General features: G+C 58.4%; 15 protein-coding genes and 1 tRNA gene. 9 read left to right on the top strand and 7 right to left on the bottom strand.

Annotation, left to right across the window (positions count from 1 at the left end):
- Positions 1–502: 502 nt before the first annotated feature.
- A tRNA-Leu gene (locus ACR0L4_RS18195) sits at positions 503–589 on the bottom strand.
- 201 nt (positions 590–790) lie between these two features.
- Between ACR0L4_RS18195 and ACR0L4_RS18190 the strand changes: the two genes are divergently transcribed.
- Positions 791–1,774 (top strand): complex I NDUFA9 subunit family protein, encoded by a 984-nt coding sequence (locus ACR0L4_RS18190; protein ID WP_480514486.1) that lies wholly within the window; start codon positions 791–793, stop codon positions 1,772–1,774.
- Here ACR0L4_RS18190 and ACR0L4_RS18185 read toward each other — a convergent pair whose 3' ends face one another.
- A complete protein-coding gene (locus ACR0L4_RS18185) occupies positions 1,775–2,578 on the bottom strand; it encodes an undecaprenyl-diphosphate phosphatase (RefSeq protein WP_480514485.1) in 804 nt (267 codons plus the stop codon). It lies immediately after the preceding gene.
- A gap of 229 nt (positions 2,579–2,807) precedes the next feature.
- Here ACR0L4_RS18185 and ACR0L4_RS18180 point away from each other — a divergent pair, with 229 nt between their 5' ends.
- From ACR0L4_RS18180 to ACR0L4_RS18145, 8 genes are all read left to right on the top strand, one after another.
- Entirely contained in the window at positions 2,808–4,241 is a 1,434-nt protein-coding gene (locus ACR0L4_RS18180; protein ID WP_480514484.1) for an NAD(P)-dependent oxidoreductase, read from the top strand.
- A gap of 28 nt (positions 4,242–4,269) precedes the next feature.
- Positions 4,270–4,704, top strand: a complete 435-nt coding sequence (locus ACR0L4_RS18175) for a GFA family protein (protein WP_170751929.1) — start codon at positions 4,270–4,272, stop codon at positions 4,702–4,704.
- Positions 4,701–9,233 (top strand): glutamate synthase large subunit, encoded by a 4,533-nt coding sequence (gene gltB / locus ACR0L4_RS18170; protein ID WP_480514483.1) that lies wholly within the window; start codon positions 4,701–4,703, stop codon positions 9,231–9,233. Before ACR0L4_RS18175 ends, gltB begins: the two co-directional genes overlap by 4 nt.
- A gap of 183 nt (positions 9,234–9,416) precedes the next feature.
- Complete coding sequence (locus ACR0L4_RS18165) at positions 9,417–10,379, top strand: Hint domain-containing protein (RefSeq protein WP_480514482.1); 963 nt, start codon at positions 9,417–9,419, stop codon at positions 10,377–10,379.
- Positions 10,380–10,418: 39 nt separating this feature from the next.
- Positions 10,419–11,153, top strand: coding sequence for a monofunctional biosynthetic peptidoglycan transglycosylase (mtgA, locus tag ACR0L4_RS18160; protein ID WP_480514481.1), 735 nt, complete (start codon positions 10,419–10,421; stop codon positions 11,151–11,153).
- Positions 11,154–11,211: 58 nt separating this feature from the next.
- Positions 11,212–11,877, top strand: a complete 666-nt coding sequence (gene fzlA / locus ACR0L4_RS18155) for an FtsZ-binding protein FzlA (RefSeq protein WP_480514480.1) — start codon at positions 11,212–11,214, stop codon at positions 11,875–11,877.
- A 74-nt stretch (positions 11,878–11,951) separates the two neighbouring features.
- On the top strand, positions 11,952–12,989 hold the full coding sequence (gene queG / locus ACR0L4_RS18150; RefSeq protein WP_480514479.1) for a tRNA epoxyqueuosine(34) reductase QueG: 1,038 nt from the start codon (positions 11,952–11,954) through the stop codon (positions 12,987–12,989).
- A 71-nt stretch (positions 12,990–13,060) separates the two neighbouring features.
- Positions 13,061–15,064 carry a hydantoinase/oxoprolinase N-terminal domain-containing protein gene (locus ACR0L4_RS18145; protein ID WP_480514478.1) on the top strand — a complete coding sequence of 668 codons (2,004 nt, stop codon included), beginning with the start codon at positions 13,061–13,063 and terminating at the stop codon, positions 15,062–15,064.
- Positions 15,065–15,254: 190 nt separating this feature from the next.
- On the opposite strand, the gene ACR0L4_RS18140 is transcribed toward ACR0L4_RS18145, so the two are convergent.
- The 5 genes from ACR0L4_RS18140 to ACR0L4_RS18120 all read right to left on the bottom strand — a co-directional run.
- On the bottom strand, positions 15,255–15,452 hold the full coding sequence (locus tag ACR0L4_RS18140) for a hypothetical protein (RefSeq protein WP_170751943.1): 198 nt from the start codon (positions 15,450–15,452) through the stop codon (positions 15,255–15,257).
- A 124-nt stretch (positions 15,453–15,576) separates the two neighbouring features.
- Positions 15,577–15,804: a hypothetical protein gene (locus ACR0L4_RS18135; RefSeq protein WP_480514477.1), complete on the bottom strand. Its 228-nt coding sequence runs from the start codon at positions 15,802–15,804 to the stop codon at positions 15,577–15,579.
- Between the two features lie 147 nt (positions 15,805–15,951).
- The gene (locus ACR0L4_RS18130; RefSeq protein ID WP_170751947.1) at positions 15,952–16,185 is read right to left on the bottom strand and encodes a hypothetical protein; all 234 of its coding nucleotides are present in this window, start codon (positions 16,183–16,185) and stop codon (positions 15,952–15,954) included.
- A gap of 234 nt (positions 16,186–16,419) precedes the next feature.
- Positions 16,420–17,907: a heme biosynthesis HemY N-terminal domain-containing protein gene (locus ACR0L4_RS18125; RefSeq protein ID WP_480514476.1), complete on the bottom strand. Its 1,488-nt coding sequence runs from the start codon at positions 17,905–17,907 to the stop codon at positions 16,420–16,422.
- Between the two features lie 10 nt (positions 17,908–17,917).
- A partial coding sequence (locus ACR0L4_RS18120) for a COG4223 family protein (RefSeq protein ID WP_480514475.1) occupies positions 17,918–19,063 on the bottom strand: 1,146 nt, incomplete at its 5' end.

The following is a 19,063-nucleotide window of genomic DNA, read 5'->3' as shown; positions in this document are numbered from 1 at the left end:
AAGCTGCACGCGCGGGGAATTGCAGCATTGGGCGTTAATCGTCAAATGCCTGCTGGACGCCGCCATTGCACTTATTGGTGGCAATGACGGTCAAGAACACATGGTTGAAGTTAGGGCCATGGCTCGAGAGAAGGCGCAGAAGCTCAACATAGCCTTGAGGTTCTAAAGTCTGACAAGTTCATAACAGACACAATAGACTTGGCACCTGTACGTGCAATTCAAGCCTTGGCGGGAATGAGGGCAAAAATGACAAGTGTTTCCGATGGCGAGCATTTTGTTGAACTTGTTGTATAGAGAGAATTGATCGAGGCTGCTCACTATTTGCGTCCTTGTGCAGACAGACTATGCCTCTCCAAAAACCAACTAGGACTTCCGCACTTTCCCAGTATTGTGTCTTCTAGCAACGTGAGCCACAACAAAGCGAAAATGTGGTACATAGGTTCATTGAAGGCAATTGCGTCCCATCAATACTTTGATTTTAAATAGTTTTTATGGGGGATTTTGGTGCCCAGGAGAGGACTCGAACCTCCACGTCCATACGGACACTAGCACCTGAAGCTAGCGCGTCTACCAATTCCGCCACCTGGGCAGGTGTCGTGAAGGGGCGTTTAAGCCCAGTGGCTGGAGGCGTCAACAGGATTCGCCCTGTTTTCCGAAAGTTTTTTGAACGGGGCGATCGCGACCTCGGGCAGCATGCCAGCACGATCCCGTTGCGCGGCGAATTAGCGACTTGTTAGACAGGGGCCGCGGCGCTAATTCTACGTCAAAGCCACGCAGCGGGAGCCATCGGATGTCGAAACTGGTCACAATCTACGGAGGGTCAGGTTTTGTCGGGCGTTACATTGCGCGCCGGATGGCGAATGAGGGCTGGCGTGTACGGGTTGCTGTACGACGCCCGAACGAGGCCATGTTCGTGAAACCCTATGGTGTCGTTGGTCAGGTCGAGCCGGTTTTTTGCAATATCCGGGATGACGCTTCTGTGTCTTTGGCCCTGCAGGGCGCGGATGCGGTTGTGAATTGCGTTGGCGTGTTGAACGAGTTGGGGAAAAACGGATTTGACGCGGTGCAGGCCGAAGGGGCGGAACGTATTGCGCGCCTAGCTGCCGAGCATGGCGTGGCGCGGATGGTGCATATCTCGGCCATCGGCGCGGATGCGCAATCGGACAGCATCTATTCCCGAACCAAAGCCGAAGGTGAGGCTGCCGTGCTGGCGCATATGCCCGGAGCGGTCATCCTGCGCCCCTCGATCATTTTCGGGACCGAAGATCAGTTCTTCAATCGGTTCGCCGCTATGACCCGTTTGGGACCGTGTCTGCCTCTGGTCGGCGCAGAAACACGGTTTCAGCCTGTTTATGTGGACGATGTGGCTCAGGCTGCGGTTCAGGGTGTTGTGGGGCAGGCGGCAGCCGGTGTTTACGAACTGGGTGGCCCCGAGGTGAAGACCTTTCGGGCGTTGATGCAACAGATGCTTGCGGTCATTTACCGCCGCCGGGTCATATTCGGTATGCCGTTCTTCGCCGCCAGAATTATGGCGGGCGTGTTGGACATCATGAAATTTGTCAGCTTTCAACTGTTTTCAAACCCGATCCTGACGCGCGACCAACTCAAGAACCTCCGACGCGACAATGTGGTGGGTGAGGAATCAAAGGGCTTGGCTGATTTGGGGATCGAACCGACGACGATGGATTCTGTTCTGCCGGAATATCTGTGGAAGTTTCGCCCCTCGGGCCAGTATGACGATATTCAGAATTCGGCCGGGAACCTGCGGACCTGATCAGCTATAGGCAATCACCAACAGGGTCACGCCCAGAATAACCCGGTAGATGACGTAAGGCGTAAAACTGACACTGCGCAACAAACGCATCATCAGGCTCAGCGCCAGAAGCGCAGAAACAAAAGCGAAAACGGCGGCAATCGCTCCGTCTTTGGCCAGCGCTGCGTCGGCCTTGTAGGCCGCGTCCAAGGACAGCAAAACCCCAGATGCGATGATGGTCGGGATCGACATCAGCATGGCGATCTTCGCCCCATCCTCGCGCGTGTACCCCAAGTGCCGCGCGCCGGTGATGGTAATGCCGGACCGAGAGGTGCCCGGGATCAGGGCAATGACCTGCCACAGCCCCATAATCGCCGCGTCCCGTGGTCCCCAGTCTTTGGCGACCTTGGTTTGCTGACCCTTCTGATCCATCCAATAGAGCAATAGACCAAACAGCAACATCGACCAGCCGATGACGGCAATCGATCTCAGCGCTTGGCTGAGGCCGGTCAAATAAAGGATTAGTCCGACGATGACAGTGGGTATCGTTGCGATGATGAGACCCATTGCCAGCCGGGCCTTTGGGGTATCGGTACGACCGGTCAGGGCGAGGGGCAGACCGCAAACTGCCTGTTTGACGTCAGACCAGAAGTACAAAACGACTGCGCCCAACGTGCCGACGTGGACTGCAACATCTATCGCTTGCCCCTGATCATCCATCCCTGTCAGACTGGGCAAAAGGATCAGGTGACCGGATGATGAAACCGGCAGGAATTCCGTGAGGCCCTGAATGATTGCCACGAGAATCAAGTGAAAGAGACTCATTTGCCCTGCCGCACTGCCACTACATTTGCTTTGCGGTTATGGGTATTCCGGTGCTTTCAAAAAGGAAAGCAGGTAGATGTGTCCGAATCGGACCTAAAATGACGACTAAAACTGCTGAATCTGACGGGCGAGCCTGTTTTTTTCACATTTAGGTCAGTAATTTTGACTTTTCATCCATACGCTCTTCTCGTAAAGAGTTCTGATCAAGCCAATTCATGGAGTCTGACCCGTGGCCAAGCAACCGATGCTGAAATTTGTGCAGATCGACCGGGACATGCCGGAAAAACGCGCCGCCGAGACGCGCAAAGAGGACTTCAACGAAATCTACGCGGAATATGCGGCCGTCAAGGCAGAAGAGCAGGCCAGTCGCTGCAGCCAGTGTGGTGTGCCCTATTGCCAATCGCATTGCCCACTGCACAATAACATCCCCGATTGGCTGAACCTGACGGCGACCGGGCGTCTGGAAGAGGCTTATCAGACCAGCCAGGCCACCAACACGTTCCCCGAGATTTGTGGCCGCATCTGTCCCCAGGACCGTCTGTGCGAAGGCAATTGTGTGATCGAACAGTCAGGCCACGGTACTGTTACCATCGGCACGATCGAGAAATACATCACCGACACCGCATGGGACAAAGGCTGGGTGAAACCCGTGGCACCTGCGGCCGAACGCAGCGAAAGCGTTGGAATCATCGGCGCAGGACCCGGTGGTTTGGCGGCGGCCGACATGCTGCGGCGTGCTGGTATCCAGGTCACTGTCTATGATCGCTATGACCGCGCCGGGGGGCTGATGATGTACGGCATTCCGGGTTTCAAACTTGAAAAAGACATCGTGCAGCGCCGCAATGATCTGCTTGCCGATGGCGGTGTCAAATTTGTTCTGAACTGCGACGTTGATGCAACCAGGTTCGAAGAAATCCGCACCAAGCACGACGCAGTGATCATCGCAACCGGTGTCTACAAGTCGCGTGACCTGTCCATGCCGGGTAGTGGATTGGCCGGGATTGAAAAGGCCATCGATTTCCTGACCGCCTCGAACCGGAAAAGCTTTGGCGATGCGGTTGAGGATTTCGACAATGGCCGCCTGAACGCCGAAGGCAAGAAAGTTGTCGTCATCGGCGGCGGTGACACCGCGATGGACTGCGTGCGCACCTCGGTCCGTCAGGGCGCGACCTCGGTCAAATGTCTGTATCGTCGTGACCGCGCGAACATGCCGGGCTCGCAGCGCGAAACGCAGAATGCCGAGGAAGAAGGCGTGGTGTTCGAATGGCTCAGCGCGCCCAAGGGCTTCACGGGTGACGACGTGGTTTCAGGCGTGATGGTGCAGAAGATGCGTCTGGGGCAGCCTGACGCCTCGGGCCGCCAAGCCCCCGAAGTGATCGAAGGCGCGGATTATGTTGAAGAGGCCGATCTGGTCATCAAGGCGTTGGGCTTCGAGCCCGAAGACCTGCCGACCCTGTTTGGTCAGCCCGACCTGCCTGTGACCCGTTGGGGCACCGTCAAGGCCGCGTTCCAGACTGGTGAGACCGAGATGGACGGCGTCTACGCCATTGGTGACATCGTGCGCGGTGCCTCACTGGTCGTCTGGGCGATCCGTGACGGACGCGACTGCGCTGACGCGATCATCGACCGGCTCAATGCCAAAGCGGCCATCGCAGCCGAGTAACTCAACGCCCAGCGACAGGAGGGTTCAGATGCCCGAATTGCAAGGCCAATGCATGTGCGGCGCGGTTACGGTGACGGCCGCCCCGGCGAAGGACTCACTGGGCGCATGTCATTGCGACCAATGCCGTCGCTGGACCAGCTCAATGCTGATGACGTTTCAGGCCGAACCCGGCTATGCGGCCTTGGGTCCGGTCAAGACCTTCACATCGTCCGATTGGGCGGAACGTGCGTTTTGCTCGGAATGCGGATCGGCGCTGTGGTACCGGATTACCCTACCCGGCGAGATGCACGGGCACACACAAATGGCTGCGGGGCTGTTCCAAGACACCGGCCATCCGCTGAAACTTGAACTTTACATAGACAAAAAGCCCGACGGCTACGCGTTCGCTGGCGAACGCCGGCAGATGACCAAAACCGAGGTCGAAGCCATGTATGCCATGCCGGAAGAAGGAGACAGCCAATGACCAAATATGATGCTGATTGGGTGCGGGCCGAAGAAGCCAAACGTCAGTTTATGGCCAAAAACGGTCTCTATTCCGAGGAAGAAGAGCATTCGTCCTGCGGTGTGGGCCTTGTGGTCTCGGTCGATGGCAAACCGTCGCGCAAGGTTGTGGATGCGGGTATCGACGCGCTCAAGGCGATCTGGCATCGCGGCGCCGTGGATGCGGATGGCAAAACCGGTGACGGCGCTGGTATCCATGTGCAGATCCCTGTTCCCTTCTTCTATGACCAGATCCGCCGCACCGGGCACGAGCCCAATTTGGGCGAACTGATCGCAGTCGGTCAGGTGTTTCTGCCGCGCACAGATTTCGGCGCGCAGGAACAGTGCCGCACCATCGTCGAATCCGAAGTACTGCGCATGGGCTATTACATCTATGGCTGGCGCCACGTGCCGGTTGATGTGACCTGTCTGGGCGAAAAGGCCAACGCGACCCGGCCCGAGATCGAACAGATTCTGATCTCGAACTCCAAAGGCGTGGACGAAGAAACGTTTGAGCGCGAGCTGTACGTTATCCGTCGTCGCATCGAAAAAGCTGCTGCTGCTGCCGGGATTTCCGGCCTGTATCTGGCGTCGCTGTCTTGCCGTTCGATTATCTACAAGGGCATGATGCTGGCCGAGCAGGTCGCTGTGTTCTATCCCGATCTGATGGACGAACGCTTTGAATCGGCCTTTGCCATCTATCACCAGCGGTATTCGACCAACACCTTTCCGCAATGGTGGCTGGCGCAACCGTTCCGCATGTTGGCCCATAACGGTGAGATCAACACGCTGAAGGGCAATATCAACTGGATGAAAAGCCATGAGATCCGCATGGCCAGTGGCACTTTTGGCGATTACGCCGAAGATATCAAACCGATCATCGCGGGCGGATCGTCGGATTCTGCCGCATTAGACTCGGTTTTTGAAGTTCTGGTGCGTGCGGGCCGCTCGGCGCCCATGGCGAAAACCATGCTGGTGCCGGAAAGCTGGTCCAAGCAGGCGGTCGAGCTGCCGCAGGCGTGGCGCGACATGTATTCCTACTGCAACTCGGTGATGGAACCCTGGGACGGCCCCGCCGCGCTGGCCATGACCGATGGACGCTGGGTCTGCGCCGGTCTGGACCGGAACGGCTTGCGTCCGATGCGCTATGTGGTCACTGGCGACGGGCTGGTGATTGCCGGGTCCGAGGCCGGGATGGTGCCGATTGACGAGGCATCTGTAACAGAAAAAGGCGCTTTGGGTCCGGGTCAGATGCTGGCCGTCGACATGAAAAAGGGCAAACTGTTCCGCGACAAGCAGATCAAGGACAAGCTGGCCCGCGCGCTGCCTTTCGGCGAATGGGTCGGCAAGATCAACGATCTGGATGATACACTGGCTGGGGTGTCCGAGGCGCCAAAGTTCACGGGCGAAGACCTGCGCAAGCGTCAAATCGCGGCGGGTTATTCGGTGGAAGAGCTGGAACAGATTCTGGCACCCATGGCAGAAGACGGCAAAGAGGCGCTGGCCTCGATGGGCGATGACACGCCCTCGGCCGTATTGTCCAAGCAATACCGCCCGCTCAGCCATTTCTTCCGCCAGAATTTCAGCCAGGTGACCAACCCGCCGATCGACAGCTTGCGCGAATACCGGGTGATGTCGTTGAAGACGCGGTTCGGGAACCTGAAAAACGTACTGGACGAAGACAGCAGCCAGACCGAAATCATCGTGTTGGAAAGCCCCTTTGTCGGAAATGCGCAATGGGACAAGCTGGTTGAGAACTTCAATTCTCCGCTAGCCGAAATCGATTGTAGCTTTGAACACGGAAAAGGTGCCCTGAGCACCGCTTTGGCCCGTCTTAGAGCCGAAGCAGAAGAAGCCGTGCGTTCGGGCGCCGGGCATCTGGTTCTGTCCGATATGAACTCGGGTCCCGGCCGCGTGGCGATGCCGATGATCCTGGCCACAAGCGCCGTGCATTCGCATCTGACCCGTCAGGGGTTGCGCACGTTCTGCTCGCTGAATGTGCGGTCGGCGGAATGTGTCGATCCGCATTACTTTGCGGTTCTGATCGGATGTGGCGCGACCGTAGTGAACGCTTATCTAGCCGAGGATTCGCTGGCCGATCGCATTGATCGGGGTCTGCTGGACGGCACCCTGACCGAAAACGTCGCGCGCTATCGGGAAGCCATTGATCAGGGCCTACTGAAAATCATGGCCAAGATGGGGATTTCAGTGATCTCGTCTTATCGCGGCGGTCTGAATTTCGAGGCCGTGGGCCTTAGCCGTGCGATGGTCGCCGAGTATTTCCCCGGCATGACCAGCCGGATCTCGGGCATCGGCGTGACCGGCATCCAGACCAAGCTTGAAGAAATTCACGCCAAAGCGTGGAACAGCGGTCTCGATGTGCTGCCGATCGGAGGGTTCTACAAAGCTCGGCAATCCGGAGAGACGCACGCTTGGGAAGCGACCTCGATGCATATGATGCAAATGGCCTGTAACAGAGCCTCATATGAGCTGTGGAAGCAGTATTCGGCCAAGATGCAGTCAAACCCGCCGATCCATCTGCGTGACCTGATGGATTTCAAACCGATGGGCAAACCCGTTCCGATTGAAGAGGTGGAATCCATCACTTCGATCCGCAAGCGGTTTGTCACGCCGGGCATGTCGCTGGGCGCGTTGTCGCCCGAGGCGCACAAAACGCTGAACGTGGCGATGAACCGGATCGGTGCCAAATCCGACAGTGGCGAGGGTGGCGAAGATCCGGCGCATTTCGTGCCGGAACCCAATGGCGACAACCCCTCGGCCAAGATCAAACAGGTGGCCTCGGGCCGGTTCGGCGTGACCGCCGAGTACCTGAATCAGTGTGAAGAGCTGGAGATCAAGGTCGCGCAGGGTGCAAAACCCGGTGAGGGCGGACAACTGCCGGGCATGAAAGTCACCGACCTGATCGCGCGGCTGCGTCATTCGACCAAGGGCGTCACGTTGATCTCGCCCCCGCCGCATCACGATATCTATTCGATCGAGGATCTGGCGCAGCTGATCTATGACCTGAAACAGATTAACCCGCGCTGCAAGGTGACGGTGAAACTGGTGGCCTCCTCGGGCGTGGGCACGATTGCTGCCGGTGTGGCCAAGGCAAAAGCGGATATCATCCTTATTTCGGGTCACAATGGTGGCACCGGCGCGTCGCCTGCGACCTCGATCAAATATGCCGGTCTGCCGTGGGAAATGGGCCTGACCGAGGCGCATCAGGTTCTGGCGATGAACAACCTGCGTGACCGTGTGACCTTGCGGACCGATGGTGGCCTGCGCACCGGGCGCGACATTGTCATGGCCGCGATGATGGGGGCCGAGGAGTTCGGTATCGGTACTGCCGCCCTGATCGCGATGGGCTGTATCATGGTGCGTCAGTGCCAGTCGAACACCTGCCCGGTGGGTGTGTGTACGCAGGATGAATCTCTACGCGCCAAATTCACCGGCAATGCGGATAAGGTCGTCAACCTGATCACCTTCTACGCGCAGGAAGTGCGCGAGCTGCTGGCCAGCCTCGGCGCGCGCTCGATGGATGAAATCATCGGTCGTGCCGATCTTCTGGCGCAGGTCAGCCGCGGCTCGGCGCATCTGGACGATCTGGACCTCAACCCGCTGCTGATCACTGTCGATGGCGCACATGACATCGTTTACAACCGCAGAAAAGAACGCAACGCCGTACCGGAAACACTGGACGCGGAAATCGTTCGCGATGCGGCCCGGTTCCTGAAAGACGGCGAGAAGATGCAGCTGTCTTATGCGATCCAGAACACCCATCGGAGCGTTGGCACTCGGGTCTCCAGCCATATCGTGCAGAATTTCGGGATGCGGAACACGTTCCAGGACGACCACCTTCACGTCAAACTGCAAGGCTCGGCCGGCCAGTCGCTGGGGGCCTTTGCCGCCCCGGGGCTGAAACTGGAAGTGTCTGGTGACGCCAACGACTATGTCGGCAAGGGCCTCTCGGGCGGTACGGTTGTCGTGCGTCCGCCGCAGGTCAGCCCGTTGAAAGCGGATGAGAACACCATCATCGGCAACACGGTTCTGTATGGTGCAACCGATGGGCACCTGTTCGCAGCGGGTCGCGCGGGTGAACGCTTTGCCGTGCGAAACTCGGGCGCAAACGTGGTGATCGAGGGCTGTGGCTCTAACGGATGTGAATACATGACCGGCGGCGTAGCTGTCATTCTGGGGGATATCGGTGCCAATTTCGGGGCCGGGATGACCGGCGGGATGGCGTACCTGTATGACCCCGAGGGCAAGGCAGAACTGCTCATGAACAAGGAGACGCTGGTGACCTGCCCGGTGACGGTAGACCATTGGGAAGACCAGCTGAAATCCATGATCGCGCGGCACGCCGCCGAGACATACAGTCGGAAAGCCGCTGATATCCTGCAACATTGGGAGGTTGAAAAAGCCAATTTCTTGCAGGTCTGCCCGAAAGAGATGCTGAACAAGCTCAGCCATCCTCTGACCAACGAAGTGGCCGCTGTACCTGCCGAATAGGCGCAGATACCCCTGAAAACGAGCGCCCCGCGTGTCATTTGCGACACGTGGGGCTTTTTTGTGCGCCGGTGCTGCGTGCCAGATTCTTGTGCCACGCCTTGAAATGAACCTAATTTGTTCATGGTTAATTTAGATAATGACGACAAAGTGTGGCCCTTCGAGTGAGTTTCTAGGAGCAGGCGGATGCCAACCAGCTATATCGATCAGTTTTTTCTACTCGATCCCGCCAACCCGGGCGCGAACGGAACCGTGCCGGGTTCGACGTTGTCGGTGCAGAAGTTCAACATCGTGGATCAGAATGACGACGGGCTGATCAACAGGTTGGGGGGCCCGGGCGTCGGAGATTCCGTCGATGGGGCGGACATTACCGCCACCTATTTCAACGACATGGTAACGATCCAGCCCGCCACCGGGGGACCGATTACCTATACCGGTGTGACTTTCTATCTGTCCGATGGACGGCGTGTGTTTACACCCTCGGGTACAGATGTGCTGCAGGACGGAACCTTTGTTTCATCTTCGTTCACCGACACCAGCGACAGCGGTGCGTCTTTCGGCTCGGTCAATATAGCCGGGGATGATCTTGGTCCGCCGTGTTTCACACCCGGTACCTTGATCGCGACGCCCGAGGGTGACCGCCCCATCGAAGAGTTGAAAGCTGGGGATCTGGTTACGACTGCCGACAATGGCGATCAGCCCATTCTGTGGATCGGCAAAACAACCGTTCCGGCAACAGGGAAACATGCGCCGATCCGGTTCGAAACGGGCATTCTTGGTTTGAAGCGCCCGCTGTTGGTTTCACCACAACACCGCATGCTGGTCGAGGATTGGCGAGCCTCGGTGATGTTTGGTCACGCCGAGGCGCTTGTTGCGGCGCATTGTTTGGTAAACGGTGATACAGTCACCCGCGTGGAGGGCGGAGATGTAGAGTATCTGCACCTTCTGTTTTCCCGCCATGAGATCGTTTTTGCCAATGGCGCCAAAAGCGAAAGCTACTATCCGGGGCATGCCGTATCCTTGCCCGAACGCGACATGCAGGCAGAGATATTTGAACTATTTCCCGCTCTGAACCGTCGCAGTCCAATCCTGCCCCGCACGGTCCGTCCCGTGATCCCTGCACGAGAAGCCCGCGCGATCGCGATTTAGACCGTTTAAAACCAAGTCCACGCATCGTATAGCTGGCCTATGGCAAAGAAAGCAGCCCGCAAACCGCGGGGAAAAACAGGCAAAGCGTCCAAAAAGAAGACCTCGCTGACGTCCCTGCTGCGCCGTTGGGTGACGCGCGGTGTGCTGGCGGTTGTTGTTTTGGTTGTCGGACTGGTTTTGCTCTATTCGGTCGTGAACCCGCCCATCACCCATACCATTTGGTCTGAATGGCGACGATTGGGCAAGGTTGAGCGGGATTGGGTGCCAATCGAGGAAATCAATCCGATCATGGCCCGTTCGGTCGTTGCGGCCGAAGATGCGAATTTCTGCCTGCATTGGGGATTTGACGTCGACGCGATCCGAGACGCGCTGGAGAATGGCGGCAACCGGGGGGCTTCGACCATTACCCAGCAGGTGGTGAAAAATGTCTTTCTGTGGCAGGGGCGCAGTTGGGTGCGCAAGGCGATGGAAACCTCGATCACGCCGGTGGTTGAAATTTTCTGGAGCAAGCAGCGGATCCTCGAGGTCTATTTGAACGTGGCCGAAACCGGAAATGGCGTCTTTGGGGTAGAAGCCGCAGCACAGCGAAACTTCGGTGTAAGTGCCGCGAACATGACCGCGACCCAAGCGGCCCGAATTGCGGCCATCTTGCCGTCGCCCCGCAAACGGTCGGTTAGGGACCCCTCGGTGTTCACGCGCAGGCGCGCGGCGTCGATCCTTGAAGGGGCGGCCACCATCCGCGCAGATGGTCGCGCGGATTGTTTCGAGGATTGAAACCTATCGCCTCTCGGGGCTAAAGCAGTAAGGTATTCACTGGTTCGATTGGAAGCCCATGGCGCGTCTGTTTCACGTTCCCCTGTCCCCCTACTGCCGCAAGGTCCGACTGTCTTTGGCAGAAAAGAAGATTGAAGTTGAGCTGGTCGAGGAGAGATACTGGGAGCAGGACCCGGATTTTCTGCGCCGCAACCCGGCGGGCAAGGTGCCCGTTCTGCGTCTGGACGGGCAGATCATGTCGGAAAGTGTAGCGATCTGCGAATACATCGAAGAGACGCGCCCGGACCCTGCGCTGATGCCGAAATCACCTGAGGCCCGGTTTGAGGTGCGTCGCCTGATAGGCTGGTTCGACGACAAGTTTCATCGCGAAGTGACCTCGAAACTTCTATACGAGCGGGTGAACAAGAAGATGACCGGACAAGGCTATCCGGACAGCAAGAACGTCAAGGAAGGCGCACGCGCGATCAAGTATCATCTGGACTACATGGCATGGTTGCTGGATCACCGTCGGTGGTTGGCCGGGGATCAGATGACTCTGGCCGATTTCGCTGCGGCTGCGCATTTGTCGGCGCTGGACTACATCTCGGATGTAGACTGGAATCGCAGTGCGGCCGTCAAGGATTGGTATGCCAAGATCAAGTCACGCCCGGCCTTCCGGTCGATCCTGGCGGATCAGGTGCCGGGGTTTCGACCTCCGCCCCATTACGCCGATCTGGATTTCTGATAGGGTGGTGAGGGGGCTGTCTGCCCCCTCTTGGCCCTGTGGGCCAATTCACCCCCGAGGATATTTTTGGCCAGATGAAGAGCGGATCAGGTTTGAAGAAAGAACTGGTAGCGCAGGCCTTGGCCGAGGGGTTTGTATCCTGTCGGGTGTGTCGGCCCTGGGATGTGCCGCAAGTGCCTGAGCGGTTGGAGGCGTTTCTTGAGGCTGGCTATCATGGGCAGATGGGCTGGATGGCGGAGCGGACGCATTGGAGGGGCGATCCGGCGGCGCTATGGCCCGAAGCGCGATCCGTGATCATGTTGGCCGAGAGCTATACGCCCGAGCATGATCCGACCGACGTGTTGGCGCATCCGGAACGAGGGGCGATTTCGGTTTATGCGCAAAACAAAGATTACCACGATCTTGTCAAAAAACGGCTCAAACGCCTGGCGCGGTGGCTGATTGCCGAGGCGGGTGGTGAGGTCAAGGTTTTTGTCGATACCGCGCCGGTGCCTGAAAAGGCTTTGGGCCATGCAGCGGGGTTGGGATGGCAGGGCAAGCACACCAATCTTGTAAGTCGCGACTGGGGCAACTGGGCCTTTATAGGGTCTGTTTTTACGACTTTGGACTTACCGTCAGATGCGACAGAGGTTGACCATTGTGGATCTTGCCGGGCTTGTCTGGACAGTTGCCCTACGGATGCCTTTCCGGCACCGTACCAGCTGGATGCAAGGCGGTGCATCTCGTACCTGACCATTGAGCACAAGGGGCCGGTGGACGACGCGTTGCGCAGTAAGATGGGCAACCGGATCTACGGCTGCGATGATTGCCTGGCCGCCTGTCCCTGGAACAAGTTTGCCGTTGCCGCCAGTGATATTCGATATGCGGCCCGTGACGATCTGAAAGCACCTGCTTTGGCTGAGCTGGCGGTTCTGGATGATGCGGCCTTTCGGGCAAAATTTTCCGGGTCTCCCATCAAGCGGATTGGACGGGATCGGTTCGTGCGGAACGTTTTGTATGCGATAGGCAATTCCGGTTTGTCAGATTTGCGCGCTGTTGCGCAGGGGTTGATCAACGACCCGGATACAACGGTCGCCGACGCTGCGCGCTGGGCGGTGAAACAACTGTCCTGAATGCCGCAAACAGGCTGGACGTGCCGGTCCAAACCGCTACACCGATATGACGCGAACAGATGGAGGGCCCGATGGCGCTGGCTTTGGGGGTGGATACGGGCGGAACCTATACCGATGCGGTGTTGATCCGGGACGAGACCGAGGTGATCGCCTCGGCCAAGTCACTGACAACACGGGCCGATCTGGCGATCGGCGTCGGCAAAGCGATCTCGGCGGTGTTGGATCAGGCGCAGATTGCACCCGATCAGATCTCGATGGCGTCGCTGTCGACCACATTGGCCACGAACGCATTGGTCGAGGGACAGGGCGGTCGCGTGGCCCTGATCTATGTCGGTTTCAAAGACAGCGATCTGGACAAGCACGGGCTGAAGGATGCCCTGAAAGGGGATCCGGCCCTGGTTGTGGCGGGCGGTCATAGCCACGCCGGTGGTGAGGTTCAGCCTTTGGATGTTGGCGCGCTCGAGGATTTCTTAGACTCTCTGGCCGGAGTGTCCGGCTTTGCGGTTGCCGCTCAGTTCGCCACACGTAACCCGGCACATGAGTTGGAGGCGGCGAGGATCATTGCCGAAAGAACCGGTGCCCCGGTCACCTGTTCTCATCATCTGTCCGCCAAGCTCAATGGGCCCAAGCGGGCTGTTACAGCTGTGCTGAACGCGCGTTTGATCGGTATGATCGACCGCTTGATTGGTCGGGCGCAGGATCAGTTGCTGGCATTGGGCATTACGGCCCCGATGATGGTGGTTCGGGGCGATGGCGCTTTGATGAGTGCCGAGCAAGCACGCGAGCGCCCGATTGAAACGATTCTCAGCGGCCCCGCCGCTTCGATTGTTGGAGCGCGATGGTTGACGAGTGCCGAAAATGCGTTGGTATCGGACATTGGCGGGACAACGACCGACGTGGCGCTGATACGCGATGGCAAACCTGCGATTGATCCGGCAGGGGCACAGGTCGGCGGGTTCCGGACCATGGTTGAGGCCGTGGCGATGCGCACGCATGGCCTGGGCGGCGACAGTCAGGTGCATGTGGTAACCGAAGGATTGGGCGGCGGCGTGATTTTGGGGCCGCGGCGGGTACTGCCAATCTCGCTGATCGCTTCTGAAGCGCCGGACGTTGTTCATGCTGTTCTGGACGATCAACTGCGCGCAACAACGGTCGGAGAGCATGACACGCGATTTGCGCGCCGCGTCGCTGGCGTCCAAAGCGATGGGGTGGGGACACGTGAAGAAACCCTGTTGGACCGGTTGGGAGATCAGGTTCTTCCCCTCAGCGCTTTGCTGAGAACGCGGATGGAAAACGCGGCTCTGACCCGGCTGGTGGATCGTGGCATCGTACAGGTTTCGGGTATCACCCCGTCCGATGCCAGCCATGTTCTGGGGCGCGTCGATGCCTGGGATTCAGACGCTGCGCGAAAGGCGTTGGAGCTTGTGGCCCGCAAGCGGGTTGGGTCCGGAGATATGCTGGCCGCATCACCCGAAGCACTGGCACAGATGATCATTGATCAACTGACCGAACAGACCAGTTTAACCTTGTTAGAGACTGCTTTTGCAGAAGACCCCGAGGATTTCGGACTACCCGCCAAGGACCTCGCCCGCCATGTTCTGATGCAACGCGGATTGCAGCAGCATCGGGGTTTGTTGGCACTGGATACATCCTTGAATGTGGATGTTGTCGGTCTGGGGGCGTCGGCCCCAAGCTACTACCCAGCCGTTGGTGACCGGCTGCGGTGCCGAATGGTGCTGCCTGAACATGCCGGTGTCGCAAATGCCATAGGCGCCGTGGTCGGGCGTTTGACGTTAAGACGGTCCGGGACCGTCACCTCTCCGTCCGAAGGGCGGTACCGCGTGCATCTGGAAGATGGTCCGCAGGACTTTGGGGCATCGGAAGACGCCCTGGCCCTGTTGGAGCGAGTCCTGCGTACCGAGACCGAAGGCGCGGTGCGCGAGGCCGGGGCAGAGGACATTCGGGTCGTGGTCGACCGTGACATCAGAACCGCTCGGATCGAAGAGCGTGATGTATTTGTCGAGGCGATGCTAACGGTTGAGGCCAGCGGACGTCCACGGGTGGCGACGGGCTAGATCTCAAACAGTGTTGCCGACTTTCACCTCTTGCCCAAGCGTCGTTCACATCCAAAAAACGGGCTTCGGATCAGTAGCCCGCAGCAAGTGACATGGCCGCGCCCATGGAATCGCAAACGCATGACCGACCGGTCAGTGCGCTGTGGCGTAGGTGCCGGATCAAACGATTTAGCGGGGAAGGGGCGGACGTTCAGCTTGGCCGCACGGCAACAAGCACCACGTCCAGTTCGTTTTCCAACTCTTGCAGCTTTTCAAGCTGATCTTCCGGCAGATTTGCAGTGTTGGCATCAACAGCAGTAAAAGCTACGACCGGGCTTCCGATTTCCTTTTCAAGCGCCTTAACCGCGTTGAGTTTGTCGGCTTCGAGATTTGCAAGTGGGTAAAGCATGAATATCTCCTGTCTTTTTTGCTGAGTAACAGCATAACTGATTTTCTTAGATTTTTCGTCCGTCCAAGTTGTGGGCGATCAACCGGACCCGAAGGGGCTGTTTCTTGAAGAACGCGCGCAGGAGTTATCCCCCCACGTAAACTCCACTTTTGGGTCGATAAAAAATCTTTTGGTCATGAAGGCGTCCAAGAAGATCCTGAATGCGGCGCAGCGACTCTTCTCGTTCCAGCAATTCGGTTTCGGTCTCATCAACCACGGCTTGGGACAGGATCGCCAAAGCACGTCGCAACGAGTCTTCTATCACGTCGATGTCTTCGACCGACAGTTCGAACATGTCGTTGTATTGCGGCATTTGGTGGCCTCCTTGCCGAACGCACACGCAAAGAGTGCCCCACTACGAGCTGTTTATCCAGTCTTGTAGTGCAATGCAGCAATGCGACGACGTCGCAATCGTTTCAGACTGAGCCCACCCGATGGTGCTGACGCACACCGAACGGCTTTAATCGGTCGGTGGCAGGATGTCTTTGACGCCCTGTCTGGAAATGAACATTTCTTCACCGGTATTTGGATCAGGGACGATGTACAAAGCCTTTTTGTCGCTCTTTTGGCGACTTAGCCACTCGAACACTTGTTGGCGCAGCTTCAGCCGATCAGCTTCGCTGGCGTCTTTGTATGCGTCGAAAAGGATTTGAGGAGCCCGGTACATGGGCTGTAAACCATAGAACTTTGTCACTTAAACAACCAAACAATGAAACACAGAATGGCAACACTATATCAAATTTTCTGAGGAAACGCACGGCCGCAAAAGGTCCCAAATTCCCTCAACCCTTGCAGCGAAGGTTCGAAGTGCCGGTACACACGATCTACGGTTACAACCCCCAAAGCCACGATGCAAATCCAATAAAGGCCGCGCTTCGCGTTCCAGGCCAATAGGCCCGCGCCGTCCCAAAGGCCCAAATGTGCCGCGTTACGCCTGCTTTTCCGTTGGTTGTTCCAGCATTTCCGCGTTCAGATCGATCACTTCGGCGGGCTCGTCTGCTTCGGCGTCCGATTTCTCGTCCGGGACCGTGTTGTCCTCAAGCGCACCGACAATCAGCGGCAGCATATGCACGCCTGTGGCGCTGGCAATCTCGGGGGTTTGCGGCGTTTGCCAGCTGAGCGTGTCGAAACTGCCGCAGTTCTGACAGACCGGGGCCCATTCAGGCTGGATGTCATGGCAATTGTCACACACCCATTGCGGTCCGCGCGGCACGGTCAATGCCTTGGCCAGCCACCCCTGCACCACCGCATCCGAGGCACCCTCGCCCCGCTCAATCGCGGCCATCAGGGTGTATCCGCGTGCATCGGCCTGTTTTTCCACGACATCGCCCAGCGCCCGGCGGGCTTCGGGAAAATCCTCGGCCACAATGTTCAGCTCGGCCAAAATCAAGCGGGTTTCCAGGTTTTCGGGATGGATACGGGTCAAGGCGGTAAAGCGTTTGATCCGCGCGTCAGGCGTCTCTTCGGGTGCGATCTCGGCAAAGGCATGGGCCAGATCCGGATGCGGATGAACCTCCCACGCTTTTTTCAGGATCTTGGTTGCGGCGCGGGGCTTTCCTTTTTTGATATAGGCCCGTGCGGCCATGGCCGCAGCAGGCACCAGATCGGGTGACAGGCGATTGGCCTCGATCGCCTGTTCCTGCTGTTCGACACTGGCGCCGTCTTCCAGAATATCTTTCGCTTCGGACAGTGCAAGAACCGCGTCGCGCCTCTTGAACACATCCCTCGGCAAATACCCCGCCTTGAGTTTCGAGGTCAGGGTCGAACGTGCCCCGGCCCAGTCCTGCGCCTTGGTCTGCAGGTTCAGCAATACGTCCTGGGTTTCTTCGTGGCGTGGCTTCAGCGCCAAGGCTTTCTCGGCCAGTTTGCGCGCGGTTTCGTCGTCACCCTCGGCCAGTTTCTGTTTCATGATGCCACGTACACCGACAAAGCGGGTGGCATTGTTGGTCACCAGTTTCTTGTAGGTCTCAGATGCCTTTTTCGTGTCACCCGTCATCTCGGCCGCTTGCGCCACCAGCAGGTTGGTCAACTCGGGTTTGTTCAGCAGTTTCTCAGCTTTGTTGGCTTTGGTCATCGCGGTACGCCCCTCGCCCGAGGCCAGCGCCATCAGACCGTCCGCCAACGCCTGATACCCACGCTGTTCACGGCTGCGGTCGAAATGGCGCGACAGGGCGGTTTCATCCCCGTTCAGAAACTTCAGCGTCGCAATCAGCAGGCTGAGCAGCTTGAAGAACAGCCAGACGCCAAAAACCAGCACGGCCAGCGCGATGACCGATTGCAGCGGTCCCAGCGTGTATTCAACCCCCGCGACGGTGATCTGCACCCCGCCGCTGGTCTGCAACAGGAACTGACCGCCCATGGCCAAAAGACCAATAATCGCAACAAAAACAAGGATCTTAAACAATGACCACAGCATGGCAGGTCCTTTAGTTCGAGTTCAGGCTGGATGCCAGCGTATCCGCAGCCTCGACGGCTGCAACCCGGGTCTGGGCCGCTTGCTCCCAATCGGCCATTGCGGTCTGTGCCGCCTCTGGCAAGGATTTCAATTCGCTCAGCGCCCCCGACAGATCGCCATTGGCCAGGGTCGCCTGCACCCGAGACAGGATCGCGTCCGGGCCGTCCCCGTCCTGCGGCGTAACGGACCGCGCACGGGTCTGACGTTGCAGAAAGGCGACCAGACCGGTCCCTTTATCCGCCTCGCGTGCGTTGGCCAACGCGTTACGGGCGGCAGCCGGATAAGCCGCCCGCAAGGCCGAAAGCGTCTCAACTCCGGTGTCGGCAGAAGCTGACAGCGCGTCGGGTACGTCCACTCCGCCTGCTTGCAGTTCGCCCAGCAGGTTCGAATAAGGCTGTCCTGCATCCAACTGCCCGTGCAGGCGCGACAGGATGGCCAGATTGGTTGCAGCCTGCGCCTCGGCCGAAGCTTTGGCCTCAAGGGCCTGCGCATCCGCGACCATCTTCTCAACCTCGCCGCGCTGCGCAGCCAGAGAGTCCTGCAGCTTTTTCAGCTCGGCCTCAAAAGCGGCATTCACCTCGGGCGAGGTATTTTCGGAGATCGGGTTTTTCTCAAGTTCGGTTAGCCGGTCGGCCAGCGGCGTGATCTGGCCGCTCAGCGTTTCGACGCTGGATTTCACGGCGCTCAGATCCGCATCAACCGGGTCCAGCTTTTGCGACAGCGCCTGAACCTGATCCGTCAGGCCAGAGACGTCCGGTGCGTCCGAAAGAGTTTTTGTAAGAGCAGCGATCTGGTCGGATTGCTCAGCCAGTTTGGCCTCAAGCGCGGCAATTGATTGCGCGTTGTCCGCACCTCCAAACGAGACAAGTCCACCCTGCCCGACCACAAAGCCAAGGCCCGCAGCAACCACACCGCCAAGCAGCGCCGGCACAAAGCCACCGCGTCTTGCCTCGGCGGGTTTTTCCTGCGCCTGTTCACTTGGGCTTTCCTCTACGCGCAAAAGCTGAACCGGATCATTGGCGGCTTCGGCTTCGGCTTCGGCTTCGGCTTCGGCTTCGGCTTCGGCTTCGGCTTCGGCTTCGGCTTCGGCTTCGGCTTCGGCTTCGGCTTCGGCTTC

The sequence above is a fragment of the Ruegeria sp. AB5 genome (assembly GCF_056542645.1).
The sequence above is the reverse complement of the archived record's forward strand: the minus strand, read 5'-3'. Positions and strand labels throughout refer to the sequence as shown.

What these genes read in the sequence shown, in the direction of transcription:
- fzlA (WP_480514480.1), top strand. Translation starts at nt 11,212, where the DNA reads ATGGCGCGTCTGTTTCACGTTCCCCTGTCCCCCTACTGCCGCAAGGTC.
- ACR0L4_RS18165 (WP_480514482.1), top strand. Translation starts at nt 9,417, where the DNA reads ATGCCAACCAGCTATATCGATCAGTTTTTTCTACTCGATCCCGCCAAC.
- ACR0L4_RS18175 (WP_170751929.1), top strand. Translation starts at nt 4,270, where the DNA reads ATGCCCGAATTGCAAGGCCAATGCATGTGCGGCGCGGTTACGGTGACG.
- queG (WP_480514479.1), top strand. Translation starts at nt 11,952, where the DNA reads ATGAAGAGCGGATCAGGTTTGAAGAAAGAACTGGTAGCGCAGGCCTTG.
- mtgA (WP_480514481.1), top strand. Translation starts at nt 10,419, where the DNA reads ATGGCAAAGAAAGCAGCCCGCAAACCGCGGGGAAAAACAGGCAAAGCG.
- ACR0L4_RS18190 (WP_480514486.1), top strand. Translation starts at nt 791, where the DNA reads ATGTCGAAACTGGTCACAATCTACGGAGGGTCAGGTTTTGTCGGGCGT.
- ACR0L4_RS18145 (WP_480514478.1), top strand. Translation starts at nt 13,061, where the DNA reads ATGGCGCTGGCTTTGGGGGTGGATACGGGCGGAACCTATACCGATGCG.
- ACR0L4_RS18135 (WP_480514477.1), bottom strand. Translation starts at nt 15,804, where the DNA reads ATGCCGCAATACAACGACATGTTCGAACTGTCGGTCGAAGACATCGAC.
- ACR0L4_RS18140 (WP_170751943.1), bottom strand. Translation starts at nt 15,452, where the DNA reads ATGCTTTACCCACTTGCAAATCTCGAAGCCGACAAACTCAACGCGGTT.
- ACR0L4_RS18185 (WP_480514485.1), bottom strand. Translation starts at nt 2,578, where the DNA reads ATGAGTCTCTTTCACTTGATTCTCGTGGCAATCATTCAGGGCCTCACG.
- gltB (WP_480514483.1), top strand. Translation starts at nt 4,701, where the DNA reads ATGACCAAATATGATGCTGATTGGGTGCGGGCCGAAGAAGCCAAACGT.
- ACR0L4_RS18125 (WP_480514476.1), bottom strand. Translation starts at nt 17,907, where the DNA reads ATGCTGTGGTCATTGTTTAAGATCCTTGTTTTTGTTGCGATTATTGGT.